Source organism: Flavobacterium sp. NG2, from assembly GCF_034119845.1.
GTDB lineage: Bacteria > Bacteroidota > Bacteroidia > Flavobacteriales > Flavobacteriaceae > Flavobacterium.
Map to the genome: position 1 here is coordinate 3779139 of NZ_CP139420.1, position 23019 is coordinate 3802157.

Sequence of the window (23019 nt, forward strand, 5' to 3'; positions counted from 1 at the left end):
ATTCTAACTAACGCATAATATCCTATAACTTTATAGTAAAAAGGGCTTCAACCCTTCGATATACTCAGGGCAGGCTTAGCTCAGCCTGACAACAAACATTAATCTTACCATTAGTTTTACAAAACTAACAAACCATAACTCCTTATTATATGTATCGGTTTGGAATACCAAAACAATTCAAAGTCGTCCAATCCTTTTTCAAAATCGGCTTGTATTTCTTGGAACGAATATACCTTTGCATTGACAACTGATATTTTATTCAAAATCGAGACTAACCACTCCCCTTCTTCTTTATTGGTTTGAATGGTAAAACTTTCTTTTTTATCATGAAAAGTCAGGCCCATCATTTCCCAACTCTTCCCCTTTTTAGATTTGGTAAAATATTCCACTGCTGGTTTTCCGCCTAGCCAAACTACTTTTGCTGTAGGTTTGATCGTTAAACTTCCTTCGTTTTCCAAAGCATTGTAGATAAAATCAGCTGGAATCTTGGTTTTCGGAATTTTAAATTCAAACCAATCTTGTAACGGATAATCGAAGCAAATGCCGTGCATGAAGTTGAACAAGGATTTTTTCAAGCCAAAACTAAATTTATCGTGATTGATTCCCGTTTTGTCTTTATAATTAATATCATTATTGGCAAATGTTCCAATGGCTTCCGTTTCTTTGACCACGCCAAATTGCTCTGGATACATTCCCACAGGGCTGTGCGCCGTCATCGCAAATTGATGCCAAAACCCCGATTGTAACACGCCTGCTTCAAACAATTGACGCACCATCTCCAAGCTATCTACGGTTTCCTGAATCGTTTGTGTGGGATAACCATACATCAGATAGGCATGCACCATAATTCCAGCTTGCGTAAAATGCTGGGTCACCTTAGCTACTTGCTCCACTGTAACGCCTTTGTCAATCAATTTCAATAATCGGTCAGAAGCCACTTCCAGTCCACCAGAAACAGCAATACAGCCTGAAGCTTTGAGTAACAAACACAAATCGGCCGTGAAACTTTTTTCGAATCGAATGTTTGTCCACCAAGTCACGGATAATTTTCTGCGCAAAATTTCGAGTGCCAATGCCCGCATCAAAGCAGGTGGTGCGGCTTCATCAACAAAATGAAATCCATTTTGCCCAGTAGCGGCCATCAATTCCTCGATTCGATCACAAAGCAAACTAGCTGCCACGGGTTCGTACACCTTAATATAATCTAACGAAATATCGCAAAAAGTACATTTCCCCCAATAACAACCATGTGCCATCGTGAGTTTGTTCCAGCGTCCGTCACTCCACATGCGGTGCATCGGATTGACAATTTCAATTACCGAAATGTATTTATCCAACAACAAATCTGAATAATCAGGTGTCCCTACTTGCGATTGTTTGTAATCGGGTTTGGTGGAATTGTTTTTATAGACGACTTGACCGTCTTCTAATAAAAAGGTACGCTTAAAATTGACTTCGACAGGCTCATTCTGACAAACTGCTTCAACGAGCAATTCAACAGGAACTTCTCCATCGTCTAAAGTAATGTAATCAAAAAACTCAAAAACACGGGTATCGGATAGCGAACGCAATTCGGTATTAGGAAAACCACCACCCATCGAAATTTTAATTTGGGGATGATTTTTCTTCACCCATTGTGCACAACGAAAGGCACTATATAAATTCCCTGGAAAAGGAACGGATATTAAGAACAAATTAGGCTGAACGGTTTGAATTCTTTCTTTCAGTATCGAAAGCAATACTTCGTCAATATAGGTATGCGGTTGCTGTAAGGCGTCGTACAATTCATCAAACGAATTGGCTGAACGGCCCAAACGCTCGGCATATCTACTAAAACCAAAATTAGCATCGACACATTCTACTATAAAATCAGAGATATCTTCGAGATATAAAGTCGCTAAATGCTTGGCTTTATCCTGAGTCCCCATAGACCCAAAAGCCCAATCCAATTCTTCCAACTGAGCAAAACGAGAGGCTTCAGGCAGATAATCTTCTTGACAAATTTGAAGTGCCAAGGTGGGATTCTTTCCTTGCAAAAAGGCTATAACTGAATCTATCGTTTTGATGTATTCGTCTTGAAGAGCATAAATTCTCTTGCAATTATCAGAAACTTCATGTCCTGCACTTTCTAACTTGAAACATGAAACATGAAACAAACTTTGCAACCCTTCTTTCGAAAACAATTTCAAAATCACCTCAATTCCCAAATCCGCTTGAACGGAATCAATGTTCTTAGTATTCAAAAATCCTTTAATATAAGCCGTAGCAGGATAAGGCGTATTCAGCTGCGTAAATGGGGGTGTGATTAAAAGAAGTTTTGGTTTCAAAGGGAATTTTGTTTTGTACAAAAATAGTAGATAAATTTTTAATCCATCTAACATCCTACTAGTTGATTTCCTAAACATTTCTTAATCCCTAAAAACATGGCTATAGTTTTCTTATTTTAGCAGTAAATTTAGAATTACAAAACATGCCTACCGACTGTATCAGCTATCAAAATTCAGGATATTTCACGCCCTTAATGAATGATTATTTGAACCAAAAATCAAATCTTCGCTCTTTATACAACCGATTTCCAACTTTGGAAAATTTTGAAGCCCAAATACAAGAGAAAAAAGAAGGTTTTGACGATAAAACCAGAGCAACCCTAGTATCGGTATTGCAACAACAATATCAAAACACAGCTGTTTCTGATTTAACTAAACAAAATATTGAAGCCTTAAAAGTCAATAATACCTTTACCATCACCACGGGACATCAATTGAATTTGTTTAGTGGGCCTTTGTATTTTTTATACAAAATCATCTCTACTATCAATTTAACCAAAGAATTGAAAGCCAAATATCCCGCTTCCAACTTTGTTCCAATTTACTGGATGGCGACTGAAGACCATGATTTTGACGAAATTAATTACTTTAGTTTTAAAGGAAAAAAATTTCACTGGGAGGCTGAAAGCACTGGGCCCGTTGGGCGTTTGACAACAGAAGGTTTAGAGCATTTTTTAGAAATATATGCACAAGAATTAGGGGCTACAACTAATGCAACTACTTTAAAAACACTTTTTAAAGAGACTTATTTAGAACATCAAAATCTGGCAGATGCTACCCGCCATTTAGCCAATGCTCTTTTTGGCGATTATGGACTAGTGATTATTGATGCTGATAATCCAGATTTAAAACAACTATTTGCACCTTATATTAAAGAAGAATTACTACAACAAACATCTTTTAAAACCGTCACAGAATCTATAAAACAACTCTGTGAGTATGACATTCAAGTCAATCCGAGAGCGATTAATTTATTTTATATCGAAGACCATTTACGGGAACGCATTGTTTTTGACAATGGAAATTACAAAGTCAACAATACTAAATTAGAGTTTTCAGAATCAGAAATTCTGGATTTATTAACCAGTAATCCTGAAAAATTCAGTCCTAATGTGATACTGCGTCCGTTGTATCAGGAAGTTATTTTACCCAACTTATGCTATATTGGCGGTGGAGGTGAAATCGCTTATTGGCTAGAATTAAAATCATTTTTTGATGCGGTAAAAGTACCTTTCCCGATGTTGCTTGTTCGTAATTCGGTTTTATTAGCCACTGAAAAACAAGTCAAAAAAGCTGACAAACTCGGTTTGTCATGGGCAGATTTATTTTCGAAACAAAACCATTTAGAAAATGTGTTAACCAAAAAACTAAGTGCTTTTCCAATTGATTTAACCTCCCAAAAAGAACAACTTCAAAAACAATTTGAACACCTTTTTGAAATCGCCTCACAAACAGATAAATCCTTTACTGGGGCAGTAAAAGCACAAGAAACAAAGCAAATTAAAGGATTAGAGAACCTTGAAAAACGACTTTTAAAAGCACAAAAAAGAAAACTCCACGATCAAATAGCACGCGCTACCGACTTGCAAAACAAATTATTCCCTAATAAGAGTTTACAAGAAAGACAGGCCAATTTCTCCGAATTCTATTTAGAGGAAGGAAGTCATTTGATTCCCAAATTAATACACGAATTAAAACCTTTGGAACAGCAATTTAATATCTTGGTTTTGTAAAAACACAAAACACTTTATGTTTTTGTGATATGCCATTTTTTAATAGAATTATTTTAGAATTATCATTTTAAAACTACTATTTTTACAAAAAAACCTAACAATGACTACAAACAGAACTTTTACAATGATTAAACCAGATGCTGTAGCAAATGGTCACATTGGGAACATCTTAGCAATGATTACAAATGCTGGATACAAAATCGTTTCACTAAAACTAACACAACTAACTGTTGCCGATGCAAAAGCTTTTTACAGTGTTCATGCTGAAAGACCTTTTTACGGTGAATTAGTAGATTTCATGTCTAGTGGCCCTATCGTTGCGGCTATCTTAGAAAAAGAAAATGCCGTTGAAGATTTCAGAAAATTAATAGGTGCTACAAATCCTGCTGAAGCTGCCGAAGGAACTATACGTAAACTATATGCAACCTCCATGGGTGAGAATGCAGTTCACGGTTCAGATAGCGATGAAAACGCTGCTATTGAAAGTGCTTTTCACTTTTCTGGAAGAGAGCAATTTTAGTAATCAGTGTTCAGACTTTAAGTGTTCAGTCACAAAATGAGATAAAAAAATACCATTCGCTGTGAACATGCCCCAAAAAGTTAGACACTATTTGGGGCATTTTTTATGAAAAGAAAAGTTAAATATGATTATGCATTTAAATTAGAATGTGTAGAATTAGTTTTAAAGAAACATTACTCAATGTATCATGTTTCAAGATTAAAAGGTATTAACAGATCCAATATTCGTAAGTGGGTCAGTTTTTATAAGGCTTATGGTGAAATTGGTTTATTACCGCGAATAAATCAAAGTTATTCCGCTGAATTTAAGTTAAAAGTACTCAAAACCATAGAAAAAGACTCTCTTTCATTGATGGCAACTGGTATAAGATTTAATATCCCAGATATTGCCATAATTTTAAAATGGAAAAAAGATTATGCTAACTTTGGCCTTAAAGGATTAGAGACAAAACAAAGAGGCAGACCAATTTCTATGAGCAATAATCGTAAAAAAAACAAATCAAACAAACCCTTAACAAGGGAAGAAGAACTATTAAAAGAAAACGAAAGACTTCGTTGTGAGAATGAATTGCTAAAAAAGTTACAAGCCTTAATTCAAGCCAGGAAAAATTCCAAGCCATAGTAGATTTAAGGCATAAATTTGATTTAGAGTTACTTCTAGATCTAACAAATATGGCGCGCAGTAGTTTTTATTATCATCAAAAACAGAGCAGATTACCTGATAAATATAAAGAAACTAAAGAGTTAATTAAAGTCATTTATAAACGACATAAAGGGCGTTATGGCTACAGACGAATAACTGATGAACTTCAAAGTAAAGGAGTCGTTATCAATCATAAAACCGTTTTAAAATTGATGAAACTATTAGGACTAAAGAGTATTGTTAGAGTAAAAAAATACAAATCTTATAAAGGGGAAAATGGTAAAATAGCTCCAAACTTATTGCAAAGAAATTTTAAATCAGAAGCTCCAAATCAAAAGTGGGCAACCGATATAACAGAATTTAATGTCTCTGGAAATAAGTTGTATTTATCACCTATAATTGACTTATTTAACCAAGAAATAATCAGCTATGAACTTACTGAACGACCAGTTTTTAACCAAGTAGTTATGATGCTAAAAAAAGCATTTAAGAAAATACCAAATAATACAAATTTACTACTCCATTCTGACCAAGGTTGGCAATATCAAATGAGGCAGTATCAATATTTATTAAAGAAAAAAGGTATTGTGCAAAGTATGTCACGAAAAGGAAATTGTTTAGATAATGCTATTATTGAAAATTTCTTTGGAACACTAAAGTCTGAAATGTTTTATACGCAAAAATTCAAATCAATAGAACAATTAAAAAAGGAAATCGATAAATATATAATCTATTACAACAACGAGAGAATTAAATCAAATTTAAACAAAATGAGTCCGATAAAATATCGAACTCATTATTATCAAAATTAAATATAAATTTGTCTAAACTTTTGGGTGCAGTCTACTGCTGCAAATGGTATTTTTTTTATTAAATCAATGTAATACATTTACAAAATAACTGAGCACTAACGAAGTACCACATTTGTCACCACATCGCGTCGCAACTCTTCGTTGATCATTTTGATTATTTTGGATTTTCCGTGACTCAACTCTTCACGTAGCACGGATGATGTTAACTCGACATACAATGTACTGCCTTTTAGCACCACATTTTGAGTATAGCTATTCACCCCATTTCCCATCAAATTCGCCCATGCTTCCTTCACATCAATCTGATCCATCCCTGATTGAAGCTTATTCGCTTGAATAATTTGTTTCAAAACGTCCCCGATTGGGCTGTCATTATTTAGTCGTTTCGCCATTTTCTGTTATATTTATCGCCCCCGTTTTCTTATAATGATACTTTTTGTTTTCTTCATTTTTCACTACTAATTCCTCATCTGTTAACTTTACTAACTCCTCTGACCATTTAGCAAAATCAGTCGAATAATCTAAAAAAACAGCCTCTTTTTCAAACCGCACTTTTACATTTTCATAAGTGTCATTCACAATAAAAGTCCCGTCTAATTGCGGTTTCACTTTTTTACGAAACCCTTGATTGTTTTTGATTTCAAAATAATCAAAATTCTCATTGACCTTATAATTCTTATCCTCCCCATCAGCAACATCTACCTTTTCAATTTCCCAATAACCATTCAACTTAGCAATATCAGCGGGCACAACCTTTTGTTTACAACCTATAACCAAGAGCGCAACAATTGCCAATTTTAAAACATTTTTCATTACATTTTATTTTAAGGAGCTTAATCCTACTGTCCGCTATATCTTTTGCTCCGCTATCGCTCCACAAAAGGATGCCGCTCCCATCAGGGCTAGGACATTCAGGTCAAAAAATCATTTTTTATTCGAATTACAAAGGTATACTTTAATCAACGAATCAAGAGAAAATTAACGATGGGATTATAATTTAAAAATTAGATATAATTAATTTCATAAACTTTATCAAAAAAACTAATACAAAAATCCAATTAAGAAGAAACGTTGAGTTGCTTTTTAATATTTGACAATTTTCTTAAAAATCATTTTATCATTTACCCTAAATTTCAAAATATATAATCCAGGTTTTAGTGTAGAGAGATCAACTTTATTATTATCCAAAGTACTTTGTGAAATTCGATTGCCGTTCATACTATATATTTCAACTGCTCCCAAAATACCTTTTGAATTAATATTTACAAAATCATTAGCAGGATTCGGAAATATAGAAACAGTATTTACGCTAAAGTCCTCTATTCCTAACGGAGCTACATAAGTGTTTTTCCATATTTGTCTTCCTGTATTTAGAGATTCAGCTATAAAGAAAATATCATTTTCAACAGCAAAAATATTTGACGGAAGGGAGCTGTCTATCCCCTCATAAAGGTCAAAACATAAAACAGTTCCATCTGTAGTTCCATCTGTTTTCCATAATTCACTTCCTTTTTCAGCATTGTACGCTTGAAAATATATAAATTCTTTTACAGTCTTTAATTCAGTTGGAGAAGAACTAGAAACACCTGGATTAATGTCTTTCACAAGCGTTTCTCCATTAACCGAACCATTGGTTTTCCATAATTCAAAACCGTTGAAACCATCAGTAGCGTTAAAAAAAAGTTCGTTTTTTAATATCGTAAAATTAGGATTTTTAACAATGGAACTTTTAGCATTCAAGCTAATATCAGTTATCCTAACTGTTCCGTTCTCTGTACCATCAGTTTTCCAAATTTCTCTACCATACTCATTAGTAAATGCTGTAAAATAAAGTTCGTTATTAAAAGCAATTAAGTTGTTTGGCTCTGATGAAAATCCATTCCCAATCGAACTTACTTTTTTGGTAGTAATTTCAGTTCCATTTGACGACCATATTTCAGTACTAATTGAGTTTTCAGCAGCAACAAAAAAAAGCTTTCCATTTACATCAGTTAATTTTGAACAAGATGAAAAATCTTTAATTTTTTTTGTACCTCCACTAGTTCCATCACTGACCCATAAATCCGACCCTGCACCTTGAGTAGTAAAATATAATTTATCACCTATTGAAAGTACCTCAATAGGATTAAACCCTTGACCATAATCATTAAATCCAAGACTCTTTATGAATTCATAGGATGTTCCGTCTGTTCTGTATAATTTATACTCATCCTTACTATAATTTGTAACAAAGAAATAGATAAAACCATTATGTAAATTAATGAACTTCAACTCATCACTACTTCCACTGTCAATGGCTAATACCGTTCCAGATGACGTACCATCAGTTTTCCATAATTTCGTTTCAAACGAACTCATACCTGCAAGAAAATACAATTCATTCTTGAATTCTATAAAAGATTTTTGATACTGATCTGGATTATATGACACTCTCAACCTAATTTCTTTTAGAATACTTAAATCACCTTCTTTATAAACCCAAATCTTATTAGATTCACCATCATAGCCTCCAAAAACAAGTTTTTTATCTAACGAACCAACATCCCATATAATAACCCCACTTTTAGATTTATTAATATTATCTAATAAGAAACTCCCATTATTAGTTCCATCCGTTTTCCATAATTCTACACCTAAATCCCCTGATGATTTTTGAAAGTAATATGACCTATTGGATTCAAAAACATTTTTTACAGATTCTAAATTTGGTAGTTGTATTGTTGCTGCTTCAGTATACTTAGAAATCCATGCTTTATTATCATTTGAAAAGCAAAACAATTGATTATCGCTTGTATTTTGCAAACGGTAAACATCAATATCTCTAGAAAAAAAAGTTTTAGGGATAGAATAAATACCGTCATGCAATTCCTTAATATAGGTTAAAGAATAATCATTTAAATTCATTTCAACCAAGGATGTTCCTTCTGTTTGATTTGGACCGCAAAAAACTAATTGATTATTATGATTAATTAAATTAGATGGAAATAAATTTTTATTATAATTATACTTATCATATATCTTTTTTGTTCCAGTTGCCGTACCGTCAGATTCCCAAATAAACATTCGTTTTTTATTAAATTGATAGAATAAAAAATAAAGTTTCCCTTTTATCTCAATGGCATCACTATATTGTACTAAATCGTTTTGAGCATTATGAAGAGGTGCAACTATTGCAGTATTAGCCACTGTACCATCTGTTTTATAAAGATAATATCTACTCACAAAATATAGAAAATTACCTTTAACAACATATTGAGATAAACCAGGAGTTCCACCTATTGCAGAACCATTACCATCCATTTTATCGGTTAGATAAAAAGTTCCCAAAGAAGTTCCATCACTACTCCATACTCTTGATTCATTAGAACCATATTCTTGAAAGGTAAAAATAAATCTACCATTACATTCCCCTTGAAAACTAATTCCGTTCCAAATTGGCAAATCCCCTACAACTAGATTTGTTCCTTGTTTTGTACCGTCGCTTGTCCAAACATCTAATTTGTTAATCTTATTAATATTGTTCAAATTATTGACTAGGAAAAAGATTTTATCTCCTACAAGTGTTAACTTACTAATTGAAGCATTTAAAAAATCCGTAACTTTTACTGTTCCACTAGTAGTACCATCGGTTTTCCAAATTTCGCCGTTTGAATATTCATCTTTAGCAATAAAATATAAAGTATTCCCAATAATAACTGATGAAGTTAATGAGGTTTCAATACCATTTTCTTTTCCTACATTAATATCTTTAAGTAAATAAGCTTCACCTGCATTACCATTACTTACCCAAATTTCACGGCCAAAACTTTCTGTAGTGGCTGTAAAAAAAAGTAAATTATTAAATTCAATAAAATTACTTGGACTCGAACTTTTATCTACAACTCCTGCATTAAGATTCGTTATTTGTTTTTGTGCCATTACGAATTGACATACTAAAATCGAAATAAAAAAAAACGCCTTTTTCATGTTATAAAATTTAAGCCTATAGATTAAAATCAGAAAACAAAAATACATATTTTTTCCTACAAGCGCACAAGACCTTATATGATTTCCTATAAATAATAAAACACATATAAACGATATAGAAACTGATATACATCCCCCTTTAAAAACACTCATAACAACCTAGTTACAAACACTATAACCACCCCTTTCTTTGTATGAGTTCTAAACTAAGCTGTAAAATAAATTTAATCTCCTCATTAGATTAAACTTTTTAAAGTACTTTTGGTCATATACTTACTAAATCATTATAACTTTTTTCAATAGCCTTTCAATACCAAGAATTATCACCTCCTACTTACAAAGTATAATTTTTAAACATGTGTTATGAAAACAACCTATATATTTATAAAAAAAAGTATCCTTGCTGCCTTAATAATAATGCTTTTTAGTTGTAGCAAAGATTATCCTACTACCCCAACTGAGACTTCTTATTTCCCTCCCCTAACGGGCTCAACATGGGAAACCAAAAGCATTTCGAGTTTAGGCTGGAATCAAAATGCTGTTCAACCCTTAATCGAATATTTAGAACTCAAAAACTCCAAATCTTTTATCCTTTTAGTTGATGGACGCATTGTGATGGAAAACTATTTTAATGGTCATACTGCTAGCAAAGGATGGTACTGGGCAAGTGCCGGTAAAACCTTAACTTCAACAGTAACAGGTATAGCTGCACAAGAAGGCTATATCAATATCAACGATAAAGTATCCGATTATATCGGGACAGGCTGGACTAGTTTACCATTAGCGAAGGAAAACTTAATCACCAACAAGCATTTACTCTGCATGACCTCAGGTCTTGATGACAGTGATGACTGTGTAACTCCTGCTTGTCTTACTTATAAAGCCGATGCAGGCACACGTTGGGCGTATCACAATGTATATGTAAAACTACAAGACGTAGTGGCTCAAGCTACAAAACAATCATGGAGCAACTATTTCAACACTAAACTAAGAGATAAAATAGGCATGGAAGGCAATTGGTTTCAAATTGACAACAACTCAGTTTATTTTAGCACCAGTCGTAGCATGGCTCGTTTTGGTTTGTTAATAGCCAATAAAGGAAAATGGGAAAACACCCAAATCCTCAACGAAAACTTTTGGAGCGAAGCTACCAATACTTCTCAAAACATCAATTTAGGTTATGGCTATTTATGGTGGCTCAACGGAAAAAGCAGTTACCACCTACCACAATCACAATTGCAAATACCAGGAAGCATTATCCCATCAGCACCCAATGATATGTATATGGCCTTGGGTAAAAATGATCAAAAAATCTATATCGTTCCTAGTAAAAAAATGGTGGTCATCCGTATGGGCGATGCTGCCGATGGATCCAACTTTGCTTTATCCGACTTTGATGATGCCTTGTGGAAAAAGATTAAAGCGTTGTATGAATAATAGCAAACCCTTTTTTATAGTAATTCATCTGTCACATTCTAAAACTATTTTACTTAATTCCCATTATCAAACATTAGATTTAACCTAGATTACACATTGGAACACGGACAATACAGATGAAACGGAATTATACAGATTTTTTTATTAGTTATTATAACATAAAATCTGCGAAAATCTGCGTGAAAAAATTTAATAAAATCCTAATGCGGATTTTGGGTTTAATCTCTCCCAATTAACAAAGCAAGTTTTATTATTATTTTTTATTTTTATTCCGAATAAAAAATAACAATTATGAAAAAAATTATTTTACTTGCTTTTGCTTTCCACTCTTTCTTAGTTTCTGCACAAGAATATGAGTACAAACTAGTTACTTGCGTTGAATCTATTGTACCTAGTGGGCTTGGTCGTTCTAGAATGATTGACGTTCAAGACAAACGAAATTTTAAAGATTTTACGTCGGCACATAGTGAAGGCCGTAATAAAAGCGACCGTTCCGATATTAGGGTCGAAAACTTTGAGGAAACCAAACTATTAAATTTTTACAATCTAGGCGGAATTCGATTTGAAAATATTGCTGCTAATGATGCTCTTATTAGTTCAAAAATAAATTCTTTGGCCACTGAAGGCTGGGAACTAATGCAATTGGTAAGCGCAGTTGAAAGTGATGCTGGGAGCAACGACGGACAAGGTATCTACATCTCCCGAATCATTTTTAAAAGGAAAAAACAATAATAACTTCGCTAAAATATACTAATTCAAATTACAGTGTGAGGTCAGCTGACTTTACACTGTATTTTTTTTGTGATTTATTTCCTTAGTAGACGAATTCATAAAAATTGGCCACCTAGGGATAATTCATTACACTTCTTATATAGCGCGCCATTATGAAAATGATTCGAAATTTTTAGCCCTGATGGAAGTGGAAATCCTTGTGGTGGCTGGCATTTTGCCACCACAAGATTATAACGGACAGCAGGAGGAATCGTTCTTAAACACGAAACATTAAGCTCCTAAAAAACTAAATTATCTTATTTGCTTTTGACACGTTTAGTTAAGCCTAAAACAAAACAGATTACACCAAAGACTAAAAACACATAATAACCTTCGATACTGTTGTTACGAATTAGGTTTGCAGCCACAAAACTCAAAATACTTAAAAGATAGAGATTGAGTGGAGTTAATTTATGGTAAAAATTCATGGTTGTTTATTTAAAGAAACTATCTACGAATTCGTATTTATTAAAAACTTGTAAATCTTCAATTCCTTCGCCTACACCAATGTATTTTACAGGAATCTGAAATTGGTCTGAGATACCAATTACAACACCACCTTTGGCAGTACCGTCAAGTTTAGTTACCGCAAGAGAAGTCACCTCAGTAGCAGCGGTAAATTGCTTAGCTTGCTCAAAAGCATTTTGACCAGTTGAACCATCGAGAACTAATAATACATCGTGAGGCGCATCGCCTACGACTTTTTGCATGACACGTTTTACTTTGGACAATTCGTTCATTAAATTGACTTTATTGTGCAAACGCCCTGCAGTATCTATGATAACCACATCGGCATTTTGAGCCACGGCTGATTGTAAGGTATCAAAAGCGACTGAAGCAGGGTCACTCCCCATCTCTTGACGCACAATTGGCACACCTACTCTATCTGCCCATATTTGTAATTGGTCGATAGCGGCTGCTCTAAAAGTATCGGCAGCACCTAGCACCACATTATGTCCTGCTTTTTTAAACTGATAGGCTAGTTTACCAATAGTGGTGGTTTTACCTACTCCATTGACCCCTACCACCATTAAAACATAAGGTTTGGTTTGAACAGGAATCACAAACTCGGTTGCTTCACCAGAATTGGTTTCCGACAACAAAGCTGCAATTTCTTCTTGAAGTATGCGGTTTAATTCATCGGTACCTAGAAATTTATCTTCGGCAACACGTTTTTCAATACGAGTAATGATTTTCAAAGTGGTATCGACACCTACATCTGAAGAAACCAAGATTTCTTCCAGATTATCCAAAACATCGTCATCCACCTTTGACTTTCCAGCAATGGCTTTCCCAAGCTTAGAAAAGAAAGATGTCTTTGACTTTTCAAGACCTTTATCTAATATTTCCTTCTCCTGTTCGTTAAGAATAGGTTCTTTTTTTTCGGATGAAAATAATTTTTTGAAAAAACTCATAGTACAAATAATAAAAATGAATTGTAAATCAACTGCTTACTAGAACTTCTAATTAGTTAAAGATAGAAAATAAAAAAGCTACTTCCGATAGAAAGTAGCTTTTTTATATAATGTCTTTTAATTACTTCTTTTTCAAGAACTCATCAACAGCTTCTGGAGCTAAGATAGTTTCTACGAATGTATATGCACCCGTTTTTGGAGATTTCACCATTTTGATGGCTTTTGATAATCTCTTAGAAGATGTTTGTAACGATGCTACTGTTTTCTTTGCCATGATTCAATGTTATTTAAATTTTTATTTAGAATAAATTTCCAATCTAAATAATTGAAAATTTATTAAATAAAAATATTTATTAATTACTTAATTTCTTTGTGAACAGTTACACGCTTCAAAACTGGATTAAATTTTTTAATCTCTAATCTATCTGGAGTGTTTTTTTTGTTCTTTGTAGTTATATATCTTGAAGTTCCTGCAACACCAGTTGTTTTGTGCTCAGTACATTCTAAAATTACCTGAATTCTATTACCTTTTTTTGCCATTGTGCTTTATATTTTGATGTTGGAAAAAGATTATTTAATAAATCCGTTTGACTGTGCTTTTTTCAAAACTGCAGCAATTCCATTTTTGTTAATTGTTTTTATCGTAGATGCTGCTACTCTAAGAGTAATCCATCTATCTTCTTCTGGAAGATAAAAACGCTTCTTAACTAAGTTTACAGAAAATTTTCTCTTAGTTTTATTCATAGCGTGAGAAACGTTATTTCCTACCATCGCTCTTTTACCTGTAAGGTCACAAACTCTTGACATTATATATCTCTTTTAATCGTTATTCAAAATCAGGGTGCAAAGAAAAGAAAAATAAACGATTGAAACAAAAAATAACTACACTAATTTTAAAATTTCTTTTTGCAACAATTCCAAACTTTTATACACCGCTCTATCTATCACTTTTTCACGGGGTTGACCAAAATTAAACTCTTCTACCAATACTTCATTTGGCGTTGCCAAAGCAATAAAAACAGTTCCAATTTCGCTATTTCCGTCGCCTTTTGTTGGACCCGCGTTTCCAGTTGTCGCTATTGCATAATCTGATTTCATCAACTTTTTGACACTCAGAGCCATTGCTTTTGCTACGGGAGCACTTACCACTGAAAATTCTTCAATTAGTTCGGCTGGTATATTCAAAACATCAATCTTTGCTTGTGTAGCATAAGACACCACACTTCCTTTAAAATAACTTGAAGCCCCAGGAACTGCTGTTAAAAGCGATGCTATAGCTCCTCCTGAACAACTTTCAGCTGTAGCAATAGTTGCTTTTTGTTTTTTTAATAAATTCCCAATCACCACTTCAATCGTTTCATCTTCTTCAAAACCAACGATAATATCATTGATAACAGCACTCAATAAAACGACTTGATTTTCAATTTCTTTTTCTAACTTTTCTTTATCCGTTCCCCTTGCTGTCAAACGCAAACGCACTCGTCCTGGACTAGGTAAATAAGCTAACTTTACAAAATCTGGCAATCCATTTTCCCATTCCTCAAGACGCTCTGCTACCATGCTCTCCCCTTGACCATAGGTAAGTATCGTTTTATGCAAAATATAAGGTCGCTTATACTCTTTTACTATTTTGGGTATTATTTCATTCTCTACCAAATATTTCATCTCATAAGGAACACCTGGTAAAGACACAAAGACCGTATTTTCTTTTTTAACCCACATTCCTGGAGCAGTCCCCACTTGATTATGCAATACTGTACAACGTGAAGGAACTAAAGCTTGGTCTTTGTTTATTTGTGTTATAGTTCGCTTGTAAAAACCTTCTATCAATTCTGTAACATGCGCCAATACAACCTCATCGACCACCAACTCATCATCAAAATAATCACAAAATGTCTTTTTGGTAACATCATCTTTAGTAGGCCCTAAACCTCCCGTAACGATAACCAAATCCACTTTATTTTGAAGCTTATTAAAAGTATCTAATATATGCTGTTTATCATCACTTATAGAAATCATCTCATAGGTCTCTACTCCAATTCTGTCAAGTGCTTTCGAAATAAATGCAGAATTTGTATCTACAATCTGACCGATTAAAATTTCATCTCCAATAGTAACTATACTTGCTTTCATGCTTAATTAATTATTTTGAATGTATTGTATAAAGAAAAATTCAACATCTAAACGCATGTTAAATGTTGAATTTCTTTTAATTATTTAATCTCTTAGAACTAACCGATAGGTAAGTCAAAATCTTTATTAATTTCTTTTACAGCGTCTTCTATCTGTTTTTTAACACTTTTAAAAGTATCAACAATATCTTTCTTTTTTCCCTCCGCTTTTGTCCAAGCTTCAATCTGAAGAATTTCCTCAAAAGCAACATTCAAGCCTAATAAGTCTAATGTTGGTTTGATTTTATGAGCATACGCGTAAGCATGTTTATGATCTTTCTTTTTGATTCCTTCTTTGATTTGCGCTAAATCTTCTGGGACTTCTGTCACAAACAATGTCAAGATATCATTTACAAAGTCAGCATCATTATCCGAAAGTGTATATACTTTGGAAAGGTTGTAGTGTAAAGCCATTATTTCACTTGTATTCTAAATAGTTTATGTCCCTCTAAAAATCCTTCTAAAACATCATTAGGTTTAACTACTGCTACACCTTCTGGGGTTCCTGTAAAAATAATATCACCAATTTTCAATGTGAAAAACTGAGAAATATAAGATATTAACTCATCCACTTTCCACAGCATAAGCGACGTATTTCCTTCCTGAACTGTCTTAGAATTGTTCGTCAATTCAAATGTAAGATTTTCTACTGAATTAAATTGACTTTTTGGCAAAAAATCTCCAATCACTGCCGAGCCATCAAATGCTTTGGCCTTTTCCCAAGGTAAGCCTTTATCTTTTAGCTTTTGCTGTAAATCTCTGGCGGTAAAATCAATACCCACACTAATTTCGTCATAATACTTATGAGCAAACTTAGGTTCGATATACTTCCCTACCTTATTAATTTTTACAATCAACTCAATTTCGTGATGAATATCCTCAGAAAATTCTGGAATTACAAACGGATGCTGTTTTAACAATACCGCCGAATCTGGCTTCATAAAAACAACTGGTTCCTCTGGGCGATCGTTTTGCAGCTCTTCTATATGTTTGGTATAATTTCTACCAATACAGATTATTTTCATATCTCTAGTGATCAGTTTAGTTAGTGGTCAGTCTATATTTAGCGGTCAGTTTGTCGAGATGTAGAAAAACTGAATACTAAAAATCTGTACACTGAACACTTATTTCGTATTTAACTTCCTTAATTTAATCGCTGTCAGCACCTTTTTAGTATATAAAGGAAAATCAGCATTTTGAATCCAACTAAAATAACCTGGTTCTGACTCTAAAACATCATCAACCTTTTTTCCTTTGTGTTTTCCAAAGGTAAAAATCTCCTCATCATCCTTATTGTAAGAAATCATTCCTGCAAAATCAGCAATCTTCTTACGGGTAGAAAATTCAGACAAGGCTTTTACATCATTTTCCAAATCAGGATAACGATCAAGTTGAGCCTTCAAAATCTCATAGGTCGCCATAGTATCAGCCTCTGCAGAATGGGCGTTTTCTAGACTTAAACCACAGTAAAACTTATAAGCAGCACTCAAAGTACGCTCTTCTTTCTTATGAAAAATATTTTGAATATCTACCGAAACGCGATTTTTCATATCAAAATCTACTCCGGCACGAAGCAACTCTTCTGCTAATAACGGAATATCAAAACGATCTGAATTAAAACCACCCAAATCACTGTCTTTTATCATATTGTACACCTGTGGCGCTAACTCCTTAAAAGTAGGTTCGTTTGCCACTTTTTCATCTGTAATTCCATGTACAGCGGTGGTTTGAGGAGGAATTGGAATAGTTGGATTTACCAACCAAGTTTTGCTTTCCTTATTTCCGTTTGGATATACTTTAAATATTGAGATTTCAACAATTCTATCTTTTCCTATATCAATTCCTGTTGTTTCAAGGTCGAAAAAGCAAATTGGTTTATTGAGTTTTAATTCCATTTTAGTTTTTTGTATTAAGTACAAATATAATTTTTTAAGATTGTTTTTAATCGAAAAGAGAAACTATTTTGGCTATACTAGGAATCTTTTTTTACCACAAATTACACTAATTAGCACCAATTTTGCAGCCCTCATTATCTCACAAATTCATATAAATGAAAATTATTTCATGACATCATTTTGGTTTTAGTACAAATTGTTTAGAGTGACCAATACTATCTAGGTTGTATTAATTTGTGTAATTGAAAATATAAATTCAAATAATTTGTGCTAATTAGTGTAATTTGTGGTTAAACTAAAAAAAATAACCCCAATAAAAATGAATTTATCGGGGTTTAGTATTTCAATTTGAACTGTATTAAAAATTTCGATTCACATCAAAAGCTTCTAAATATTCTGCTACACGTTTCACAAACATACCACCTAATGCACCGTCTACAATACGATGATCATAGCTGTGCGTTAAGAACATTTTTTGGCGAATGCCTATAAAATCACCTTCAGGGGTTTCAATAACTGCCGGCACTTTGCGGATAGCTCCAAGTGCTAAAATACCCACTTCAGGCTGATTGATAATGGGTGTTCCAAAAACACTTCCAAAGGATCCTACATTCGTTACTGTATAAGTTCCGCCTTGGGTATCATCTGGTTTTAATTTTCCTGCTTTAGCACGACTACCTAGGTCATTTACAGCTTTAGCCATTCCAACCAAGTTCAACTGGTCAGCGTTTTTAATAACTGGAACAATCAAATTTCCGTTTGGCAGAGCTGCCGCCATCCCTAAGTTGATGTTTTTCTTTTTAATTACATAATCGCCATCAACCGAAACATTCATTGCTGGATAATCTTTTAAGGCTTTAGCCACGGCTTCCATAAAGATTGGTGTGTATGTCAACTTCTCCCCTTCTCTTTTCTCGAATTCGTTTTTATTTTGGTCACGCCATTTTACAATATTCGTTACATCTACTTCTATAAAAGACTGTACATGCACCGATGTTTGTATAGAATTAACCATATAACCCGCAATCAACTTGCGCATTCTATCCATTTCTACCACTTCGTCCCCACCGTTGACAGAAATTGGCATTTTTGCTGGGGATGGTGTTACTTTTGGAGTCGAAACAACTTCGGCCTTTGGCATTACTGTCGCTTCTATTGTATTTATTTTATTTGATTTACGATTTTCTACATAAGCCAAAATATCATCTTTGGTTACTCGGTTGTCTTTCCCTGTACCTGTTATCCTTTCTAATTCCTCAAGAGTCACCCCTTCTGTAGCGGCAATATTTTTTACCAAAGGTGAAAAGAATTTATCCGATTTAGAAAAATCCTCTGGAGTAGACACAAACTCCTTAGCTGCATCAACTGCTTTGGATACCTCTGCAATAATTTCTGAATTAACAGCTTCGACTTCAACAGTATCAACTACCTCATCAGTTTCAATTATAGCAAATGTTTGACCTACTTGAACCAAATCATCCTTCCCAAAAAGCTGTTCCACCAAGACACCAGATACCTCAGATGGCACTTCACTATCTACTTTATCTGTTGCCACTTCAACTACAGTCTCATCTGCTTCAACTGTATCACCAACTGCTTTTAACCAATTGGTAATAGTTGCTTCCGCGATGCTTTCTCCCATTCTTGGAAGTTTCAATTCAAATCTTGCCATATAGTATTAACCTAAAAAAGGTGACTTTATTTTCTGTTTGCGAAATTAGTGAATTTTTAAAACATAAGTTTCATTAATTGTTTTTTATCAAGATAAACGCATTAAAAGTTTCACACGAATTTCACGAATCATCACAAATCTAAAGCGAATAAAAATTAATTACACTAATTTCTCTCTGCCTTAGGCAGATTCGAGGAATTTATAGCGCCTCGTTTTCCTGTTAATTCGTGTATGAAATTTCAATAATAGTCCCTCTTTCGTTTGAATTATCACTTCCGATTAAAAAACCATTATTTTTAGATAGAATTTTAAATGTAAACCGCTTATTCTTTATGCGTTCCATAAAAGCAATGCTGTCTTTAAACGGAATTGAATTGGCGTCTAATAAAATTTCCACAGGAGATTCAGTAGTTAATGAAGAAAACACCATTTTCTCCGTATTCAAATCGTGAAAAACTACTTTTTTTCGCAATGCAGTTTCAATCTTTTGAACCAAAGACTTGTTTTTAGAATACAACACAAAGTGTTCTTTCTCTTTTTGAACCAAGCTTTTCCCTTGAACCATTTTCACCAAAGAAAAAAATACAATTCCAATTTTCATAAAAACCGAAAACAAAAAAGATACTTTGAAATGCTTCTTATAAAAGAAATTCATCGCCTCTTGAAAACGTTTCATATAGGTTCCGTCCTTAATCGTGCTCTCTCCTTTATAATGAATCACGGTTGTATCATGAAAATAATAATTGGTTTTACCTTTTTGCAACGCCATATACGACAAATCAATATCATCCGAATACATAAAGCAATCCTCATCAAAACCGCCGACATCTAAGTACAATTGACGTTCCATCACCATAAAAGCACCAACGAGGATTTCGACTTTCCCCGTTTGATTTTCACTCAAATGCCCTGCGTAATAACTATCAAATAAAACTGTTTTAGGGAACAGTTTATACAAGGCGGTAATTTTAGTGAAAGCTACCCAAGGTGTTGGAATGCCTCTCTTACTTTCGGGCAAAAAATTCCCAGATCCATCAATGAGTTTTACCCCTACAATGCCTAGATTTTTCTGCCTTTCGGCGAAAGCCAATACTTTGACAAAAGTATCTTCAGCTACAACAGTATCAGGATTGAGGATGCAAATGTATTTCCCTTTAGCCTCAGCTACGCCAATGTTATTGCCTTTAGGAAAACCCGAATTCTCTTTGTTTTCGATTAGTTTCACGTTCGGGAAACGGGTTTTCATCATCTTACAACTATCATCGGTAGAATTATTATCAACGACAAGAATCTCCGCATCAATACCATTCAAAGCTTCTTGAACACTAGAAACGCAAAGCTCTAAAAAATACCGAACGTTATAATTAAGAATGATTACCGATAGTTGCATGTCACAAATATAGATAGATAAATTGCTTTTGAAAATAATATTGAATTACTTTTACATAACAAGAATATAGTTTATAGAAGCCACGAATTCACGAATTTTAAATTCAATATTCTATAAGTGATGACTTTCTGTCAAAATTTTCTCACTTTAATTCGTGAATTCGTGGCTAAATAAATCAGCTTTGTATTTAAATCGAAAAAAAAAACTAAACTTGAAAAACCTATTTTTCCTTTTCCTTCTTTTCATCACCCAATCCCACAGCCAAATTTCAGGTTGTACCGACCCTTTGGCTAAAAACTACAATCCAAAAGCGACTTTTAACGACGGAAGTTGTTGTTACAAAAGAGTCAAAATTAAACCCCTTTTCTCAGTTAACCTCAGCGATTCTATTGTCGAAACTTCGAGTCTGATTCATTACGGCGGACTTTTATGGACTACTAATGATGATACTGATGCGACAGTCTACGGCATAGATTTTAATGGCGTTATCAAGAAAAAAATTAATATTAACGGTTTAAAAAACAAAGAATGGGAGGAAATTTCACAAGACAGTACTTTTATTTACCTTGGTGATTTTGGCAATAACTACCAAGGCAACCGAAAAGACTTACGCATTTTACGCTTACACAAAAGTGAATTATTCTCCGCAAAACCAACTATTGACACCATTGCTTTTTCGTATGCCAATCAAAGCAACTTTAGCATTCAAAAACCGAACAAAACCAACTTTGATTGTGAAGCTTTTATCGTTTTACAAGACAGTATTTTTCTTTTTACCAAACATTTTAAAGACAGAAGAACAACAGTTTATTCGCTACCAAAAACACCAGGTACTTTTGTAGCCAAAGAAAAAGAAACCTATAAAGTTAAAGGATTGATTACAGGTGCCACTTATGTAGACGAGAAAAAATTAATTGCTCTTACAGGGTACAACAAACATCTCAAACCCTTTATTTATCTACTTGATGATTTTGAAGGAAATCATTTTTTCTCTGGAAACAAACGTAAAATTAAACTCAAACTCCCTTTTCATCAAGTGGAAGGAATTACCTCAACCGACGGTTTGAATTTTTATATTACTAATGAAAAAGCGGTTCGAAAACCATTATTTAATGTTCGTCAGCAATTGCATCAAATTGATTTGAGTTCGTATTTAAAAAACTAAACACAGATTGCACAGATTAGCACAGATTAATACTATTTAAGGAAAGTGGATGTAAGGTGATGTCACTAAAATAAACAACTTTTTTACAAACGAAATTACTGAATTGAAGTAACTTTAATTGAATCTACTTTTATTTTAATATCATTAAATACAACAGCAACTAATCGATTGAGTTCGTTATTATAGCTTTCAATATATTGCCAACTTAATTTTTTTGTCGATTTATAATTATTAGCTTGAGCTTTCAACGCATGTTTTTGCGAAAAACTACCACCAAACACAATTTTATCATTCATATCTAAAACCTCATAAGCCCCCTTAAACTCCTTAACTTCAGGTATAAAATTTCTTTTTTGACTCATCATATAAGCCACAACTAAATAAACAACATCCCCTTTATCTTGAAACTTAAACTTCGTAGGAAGCTCATCAATATTTAGAATTATTTTTTTGTCTTCGAAATATTTTTTAAAATCATTTTGTTCAATTTGATTAACTATATCTCGTTGAAATTCATTTTCCAGTGTTTCTTTACTAAACTCACAAATTACTTCAGAATTCCATCCCCAATAAAAAAATGCTGGCACAAAAGAACTCTTATCTTGACTGCATTGAGTAACAATAGAAATATCTTTATTAAAATTAACTGTAATATTTTTTACAAATGAATTCTGTTCAGAAGTCTCATTTATTCTACTCGAAACCATTGCTTGAAGTTTATCACTTTTCACAGCACAACTATTAGCAAAGATTGCTAAGACTACTACTCCTATAATTTTAAATTTCATTGTAATCATTTTTGTTTAATTCAATAATTTATAAATGACAAACTACACTATTCAATATCTATTTTAATTTCTAAAACAACATACTTAGCCAGTCACAAATATAAACAAATTCCTATTTAATCATTAAAATAAAATAGATTTTTCTGACATCAAAAAAACCATTATTTGGGCTAAGTAAAAGTTTTTAAAATATAAAACACTACTAAATATGAGGCACAAACAAATGAATATTTCCCTTATTGTAAGTTTTAAATTAACCCTTGAATTGTTAAACTTTTCCCTTTCGCCTTTTAACTCCTTCCTTATTCCTCTATT

Annotated in this window: 21 protein-coding genes and 1 pseudogene; 6 read left to right on the forward strand and 16 right to left on the reverse strand. The window is 33.3% G+C overall.

Annotated features, from left to right (window positions below; translation table 11 throughout):
• Positions 1–116 precede the first annotated feature (116 nt).
• A complete protein-coding gene (locus tag SLW70_RS15215; protein ID WP_320889487.1) occupies positions 117–2327 on the reverse strand; it encodes a B12-binding domain-containing radical SAM protein in 2211 nt (736 codons plus the stop codon).
• A 143-nt stretch (positions 2328–2470) separates the two neighbouring features.
• Between SLW70_RS15215 and bshC the strand changes: the two genes are divergently transcribed.
• The 3 genes and pseudogenes from bshC to SLW70_RS16710 all read left to right on the forward strand — a co-directional run bounded on the left by bshC (position 2471) and on the right by SLW70_RS16710 (position 6034).
• Entirely contained in the window at positions 2471–4060 is a 1590-nt protein-coding gene (gene bshC, locus SLW70_RS15220) for a bacillithiol biosynthesis cysteine-adding enzyme BshC (RefSeq protein ID WP_320889488.1), read from the forward strand.
• Positions 4061–4160: 100 nt separating this feature from the next.
• Positions 4161–4580, forward strand: a complete 420-nt coding sequence (locus tag SLW70_RS15225; protein WP_320889489.1) for a nucleoside-diphosphate kinase — start codon at positions 4161–4163, stop codon at positions 4578–4580.
• A 105-nt stretch (positions 4581–4685) separates the two neighbouring features.
• Positions 4686–6034, forward strand: a pseudogene (locus tag SLW70_RS16710) (IS3 family transposase).
• A 95-nt stretch (positions 6035–6129) separates the two neighbouring features.
• On the opposite strand, the gene SLW70_RS15240 reads toward SLW70_RS16710, so the two are convergent.
• The 3 genes from SLW70_RS15240 to SLW70_RS15250 form a co-directional block, all read right to left on the reverse strand.
• Positions 6130–6426 carry a DUF721 domain-containing protein gene (locus SLW70_RS15240; protein WP_320889491.1) on the reverse strand — a complete coding sequence of 99 codons (297 nt, stop codon included), beginning with the start codon at positions 6424–6426 and terminating at the stop codon, positions 6130–6132.
• On the reverse strand, positions 6407–6847 hold the full coding sequence (locus tag SLW70_RS15245) for a lipocalin family protein (protein ID WP_320889492.1): 441 nt from the start codon (positions 6845–6847) through the stop codon (positions 6407–6409). The genes SLW70_RS15240 and SLW70_RS15245 overlap by 20 nt, the downstream gene beginning before the upstream one ends.
• 270 nt (positions 6848–7117) lie before the next feature.
• The gene (locus SLW70_RS15250) at positions 7118–10000 is read right to left on the reverse strand and encodes a T9SS type A sorting domain-containing protein (RefSeq protein ID WP_320889494.1); all 2883 of its coding nucleotides are present in this window, start codon (positions 9998–10000) and stop codon (positions 7118–7120) included.
• Between the two features lie 363 nt (positions 10001–10363).
• Here SLW70_RS15250 and SLW70_RS15255 point away from each other — a divergent pair, with 363 nt between their 5' ends.
• Both SLW70_RS15255 and SLW70_RS15260 read left to right on the forward strand, forming a co-directional pair.
• A complete protein-coding gene (locus SLW70_RS15255) occupies positions 10364–11437 on the forward strand; it encodes a serine hydrolase domain-containing protein (protein WP_414458229.1) in 1074 nt (357 codons plus the stop codon).
• A 291-nt stretch (positions 11438–11728) separates the two neighbouring features.
• Positions 11729–12169 (forward strand): hypothetical protein, encoded by a 441-nt coding sequence (locus tag SLW70_RS15260; RefSeq protein WP_320889496.1) that lies wholly within the window; start codon positions 11729–11731, stop codon positions 12167–12169.
• A 296-nt stretch (positions 12170–12465) separates the two neighbouring features.
• On the opposite strand, the gene SLW70_RS15265 is transcribed toward SLW70_RS15260, so the two are convergent.
• The 11 genes from SLW70_RS15265 to SLW70_RS15315 all read right to left on the reverse strand — a co-directional run bounded on the left by SLW70_RS15265 (position 12466) and on the right by SLW70_RS15315 (position 20751).
• On the reverse strand, positions 12466–12636 hold the full coding sequence (locus tag SLW70_RS15265) for a hypothetical protein (protein WP_320889497.1): 171 nt from the start codon (positions 12634–12636) through the stop codon (positions 12466–12468).
• A 6-nt stretch (positions 12637–12642) separates the two neighbouring features.
• Positions 12643–13623, reverse strand: coding sequence for a signal recognition particle-docking protein FtsY (gene ftsY / locus SLW70_RS15270; protein WP_320889498.1), 981 nt, complete (start codon positions 13621–13623; stop codon positions 12643–12645).
• A gap of 121 nt (positions 13624–13744) precedes the next feature.
• On the reverse strand, positions 13745–13897 hold the full coding sequence (locus SLW70_RS15275) for a DUF4295 domain-containing protein (protein ID WP_220764364.1): 153 nt from the start codon (positions 13895–13897) through the stop codon (positions 13745–13747).
• 83 nt (positions 13898–13980) lie between these two features.
• On the reverse strand, positions 13981–14163 hold the full coding sequence (rpmG, locus tag SLW70_RS15280; protein ID WP_108740707.1) for a 50S ribosomal protein L33: 183 nt from the start codon (positions 14161–14163) through the stop codon (positions 13981–13983).
• Between the two features lie 30 nt (positions 14164–14193).
• On the reverse strand, positions 14194–14430 hold the full coding sequence (gene rpmB, locus SLW70_RS15285) for a 50S ribosomal protein L28 (protein WP_320889499.1): 237 nt from the start codon (positions 14428–14430) through the stop codon (positions 14194–14196).
• Positions 14431–14505: 75 nt separating this feature from the next.
• Entirely contained in the window at positions 14506–15756 is a 1251-nt protein-coding gene (locus SLW70_RS15290) for a CinA family nicotinamide mononucleotide deamidase-related protein (RefSeq protein WP_320889500.1), read from the reverse strand.
• Positions 15757–15854: 98 nt separating this feature from the next.
• Positions 15855–16208: an Hpt domain-containing protein gene (locus SLW70_RS15295; protein ID WP_320889501.1), complete on the reverse strand. Its 354-nt coding sequence runs from the start codon at positions 16206–16208 to the stop codon at positions 15855–15857.
• Positions 16208–16819 (reverse strand): fumarylacetoacetate hydrolase family protein, encoded by a 612-nt coding sequence (locus tag SLW70_RS15300; protein WP_320889502.1) that lies wholly within the window; start codon positions 16817–16819, stop codon positions 16208–16210. Before SLW70_RS15300 ends, SLW70_RS15295 begins: the two co-directional genes overlap by 1 nt.
• A gap of 99 nt (positions 16820–16918) precedes the next feature.
• A complete protein-coding gene (locus SLW70_RS15305; protein WP_320891806.1) occupies positions 16919–17689 on the reverse strand; it encodes a 3'-5' exonuclease in 771 nt (256 codons plus the stop codon).
• A 358-nt stretch (positions 17690–18047) separates the two neighbouring features.
• On the reverse strand, positions 18048–19361 hold the full coding sequence (locus tag SLW70_RS15310) for a dihydrolipoamide acetyltransferase family protein (RefSeq protein ID WP_320889503.1): 1314 nt from the start codon (positions 19359–19361) through the stop codon (positions 18048–18050).
• A gap of 220 nt (positions 19362–19581) precedes the next feature.
• Positions 19582–20751, reverse strand: a complete 1170-nt coding sequence (locus SLW70_RS15315) for a glycosyltransferase family 2 protein (RefSeq protein WP_320889504.1) — start codon at positions 20749–20751, stop codon at positions 19582–19584.
• Positions 20752–20962: 211 nt separating this feature from the next.
• On the opposite strand from SLW70_RS15315, the gene SLW70_RS15320 reads away from it, so the two are divergent.
• Positions 20963–21916, forward strand: coding sequence for a T9SS C-terminal target domain-containing protein (locus tag SLW70_RS15320; protein ID WP_320889505.1), 954 nt, complete (start codon positions 20963–20965; stop codon positions 21914–21916).
• Between the two features lie 95 nt (positions 21917–22011).
• On the opposite strand, the gene SLW70_RS15325 is transcribed toward SLW70_RS15320, so the two are convergent.
• A complete protein-coding gene (locus tag SLW70_RS15325) occupies positions 22012–22704 on the reverse strand; it encodes a hypothetical protein (protein WP_320889506.1) in 693 nt (230 codons plus the stop codon).
• Positions 22705–23019: the final 315 nt, after the last annotated feature.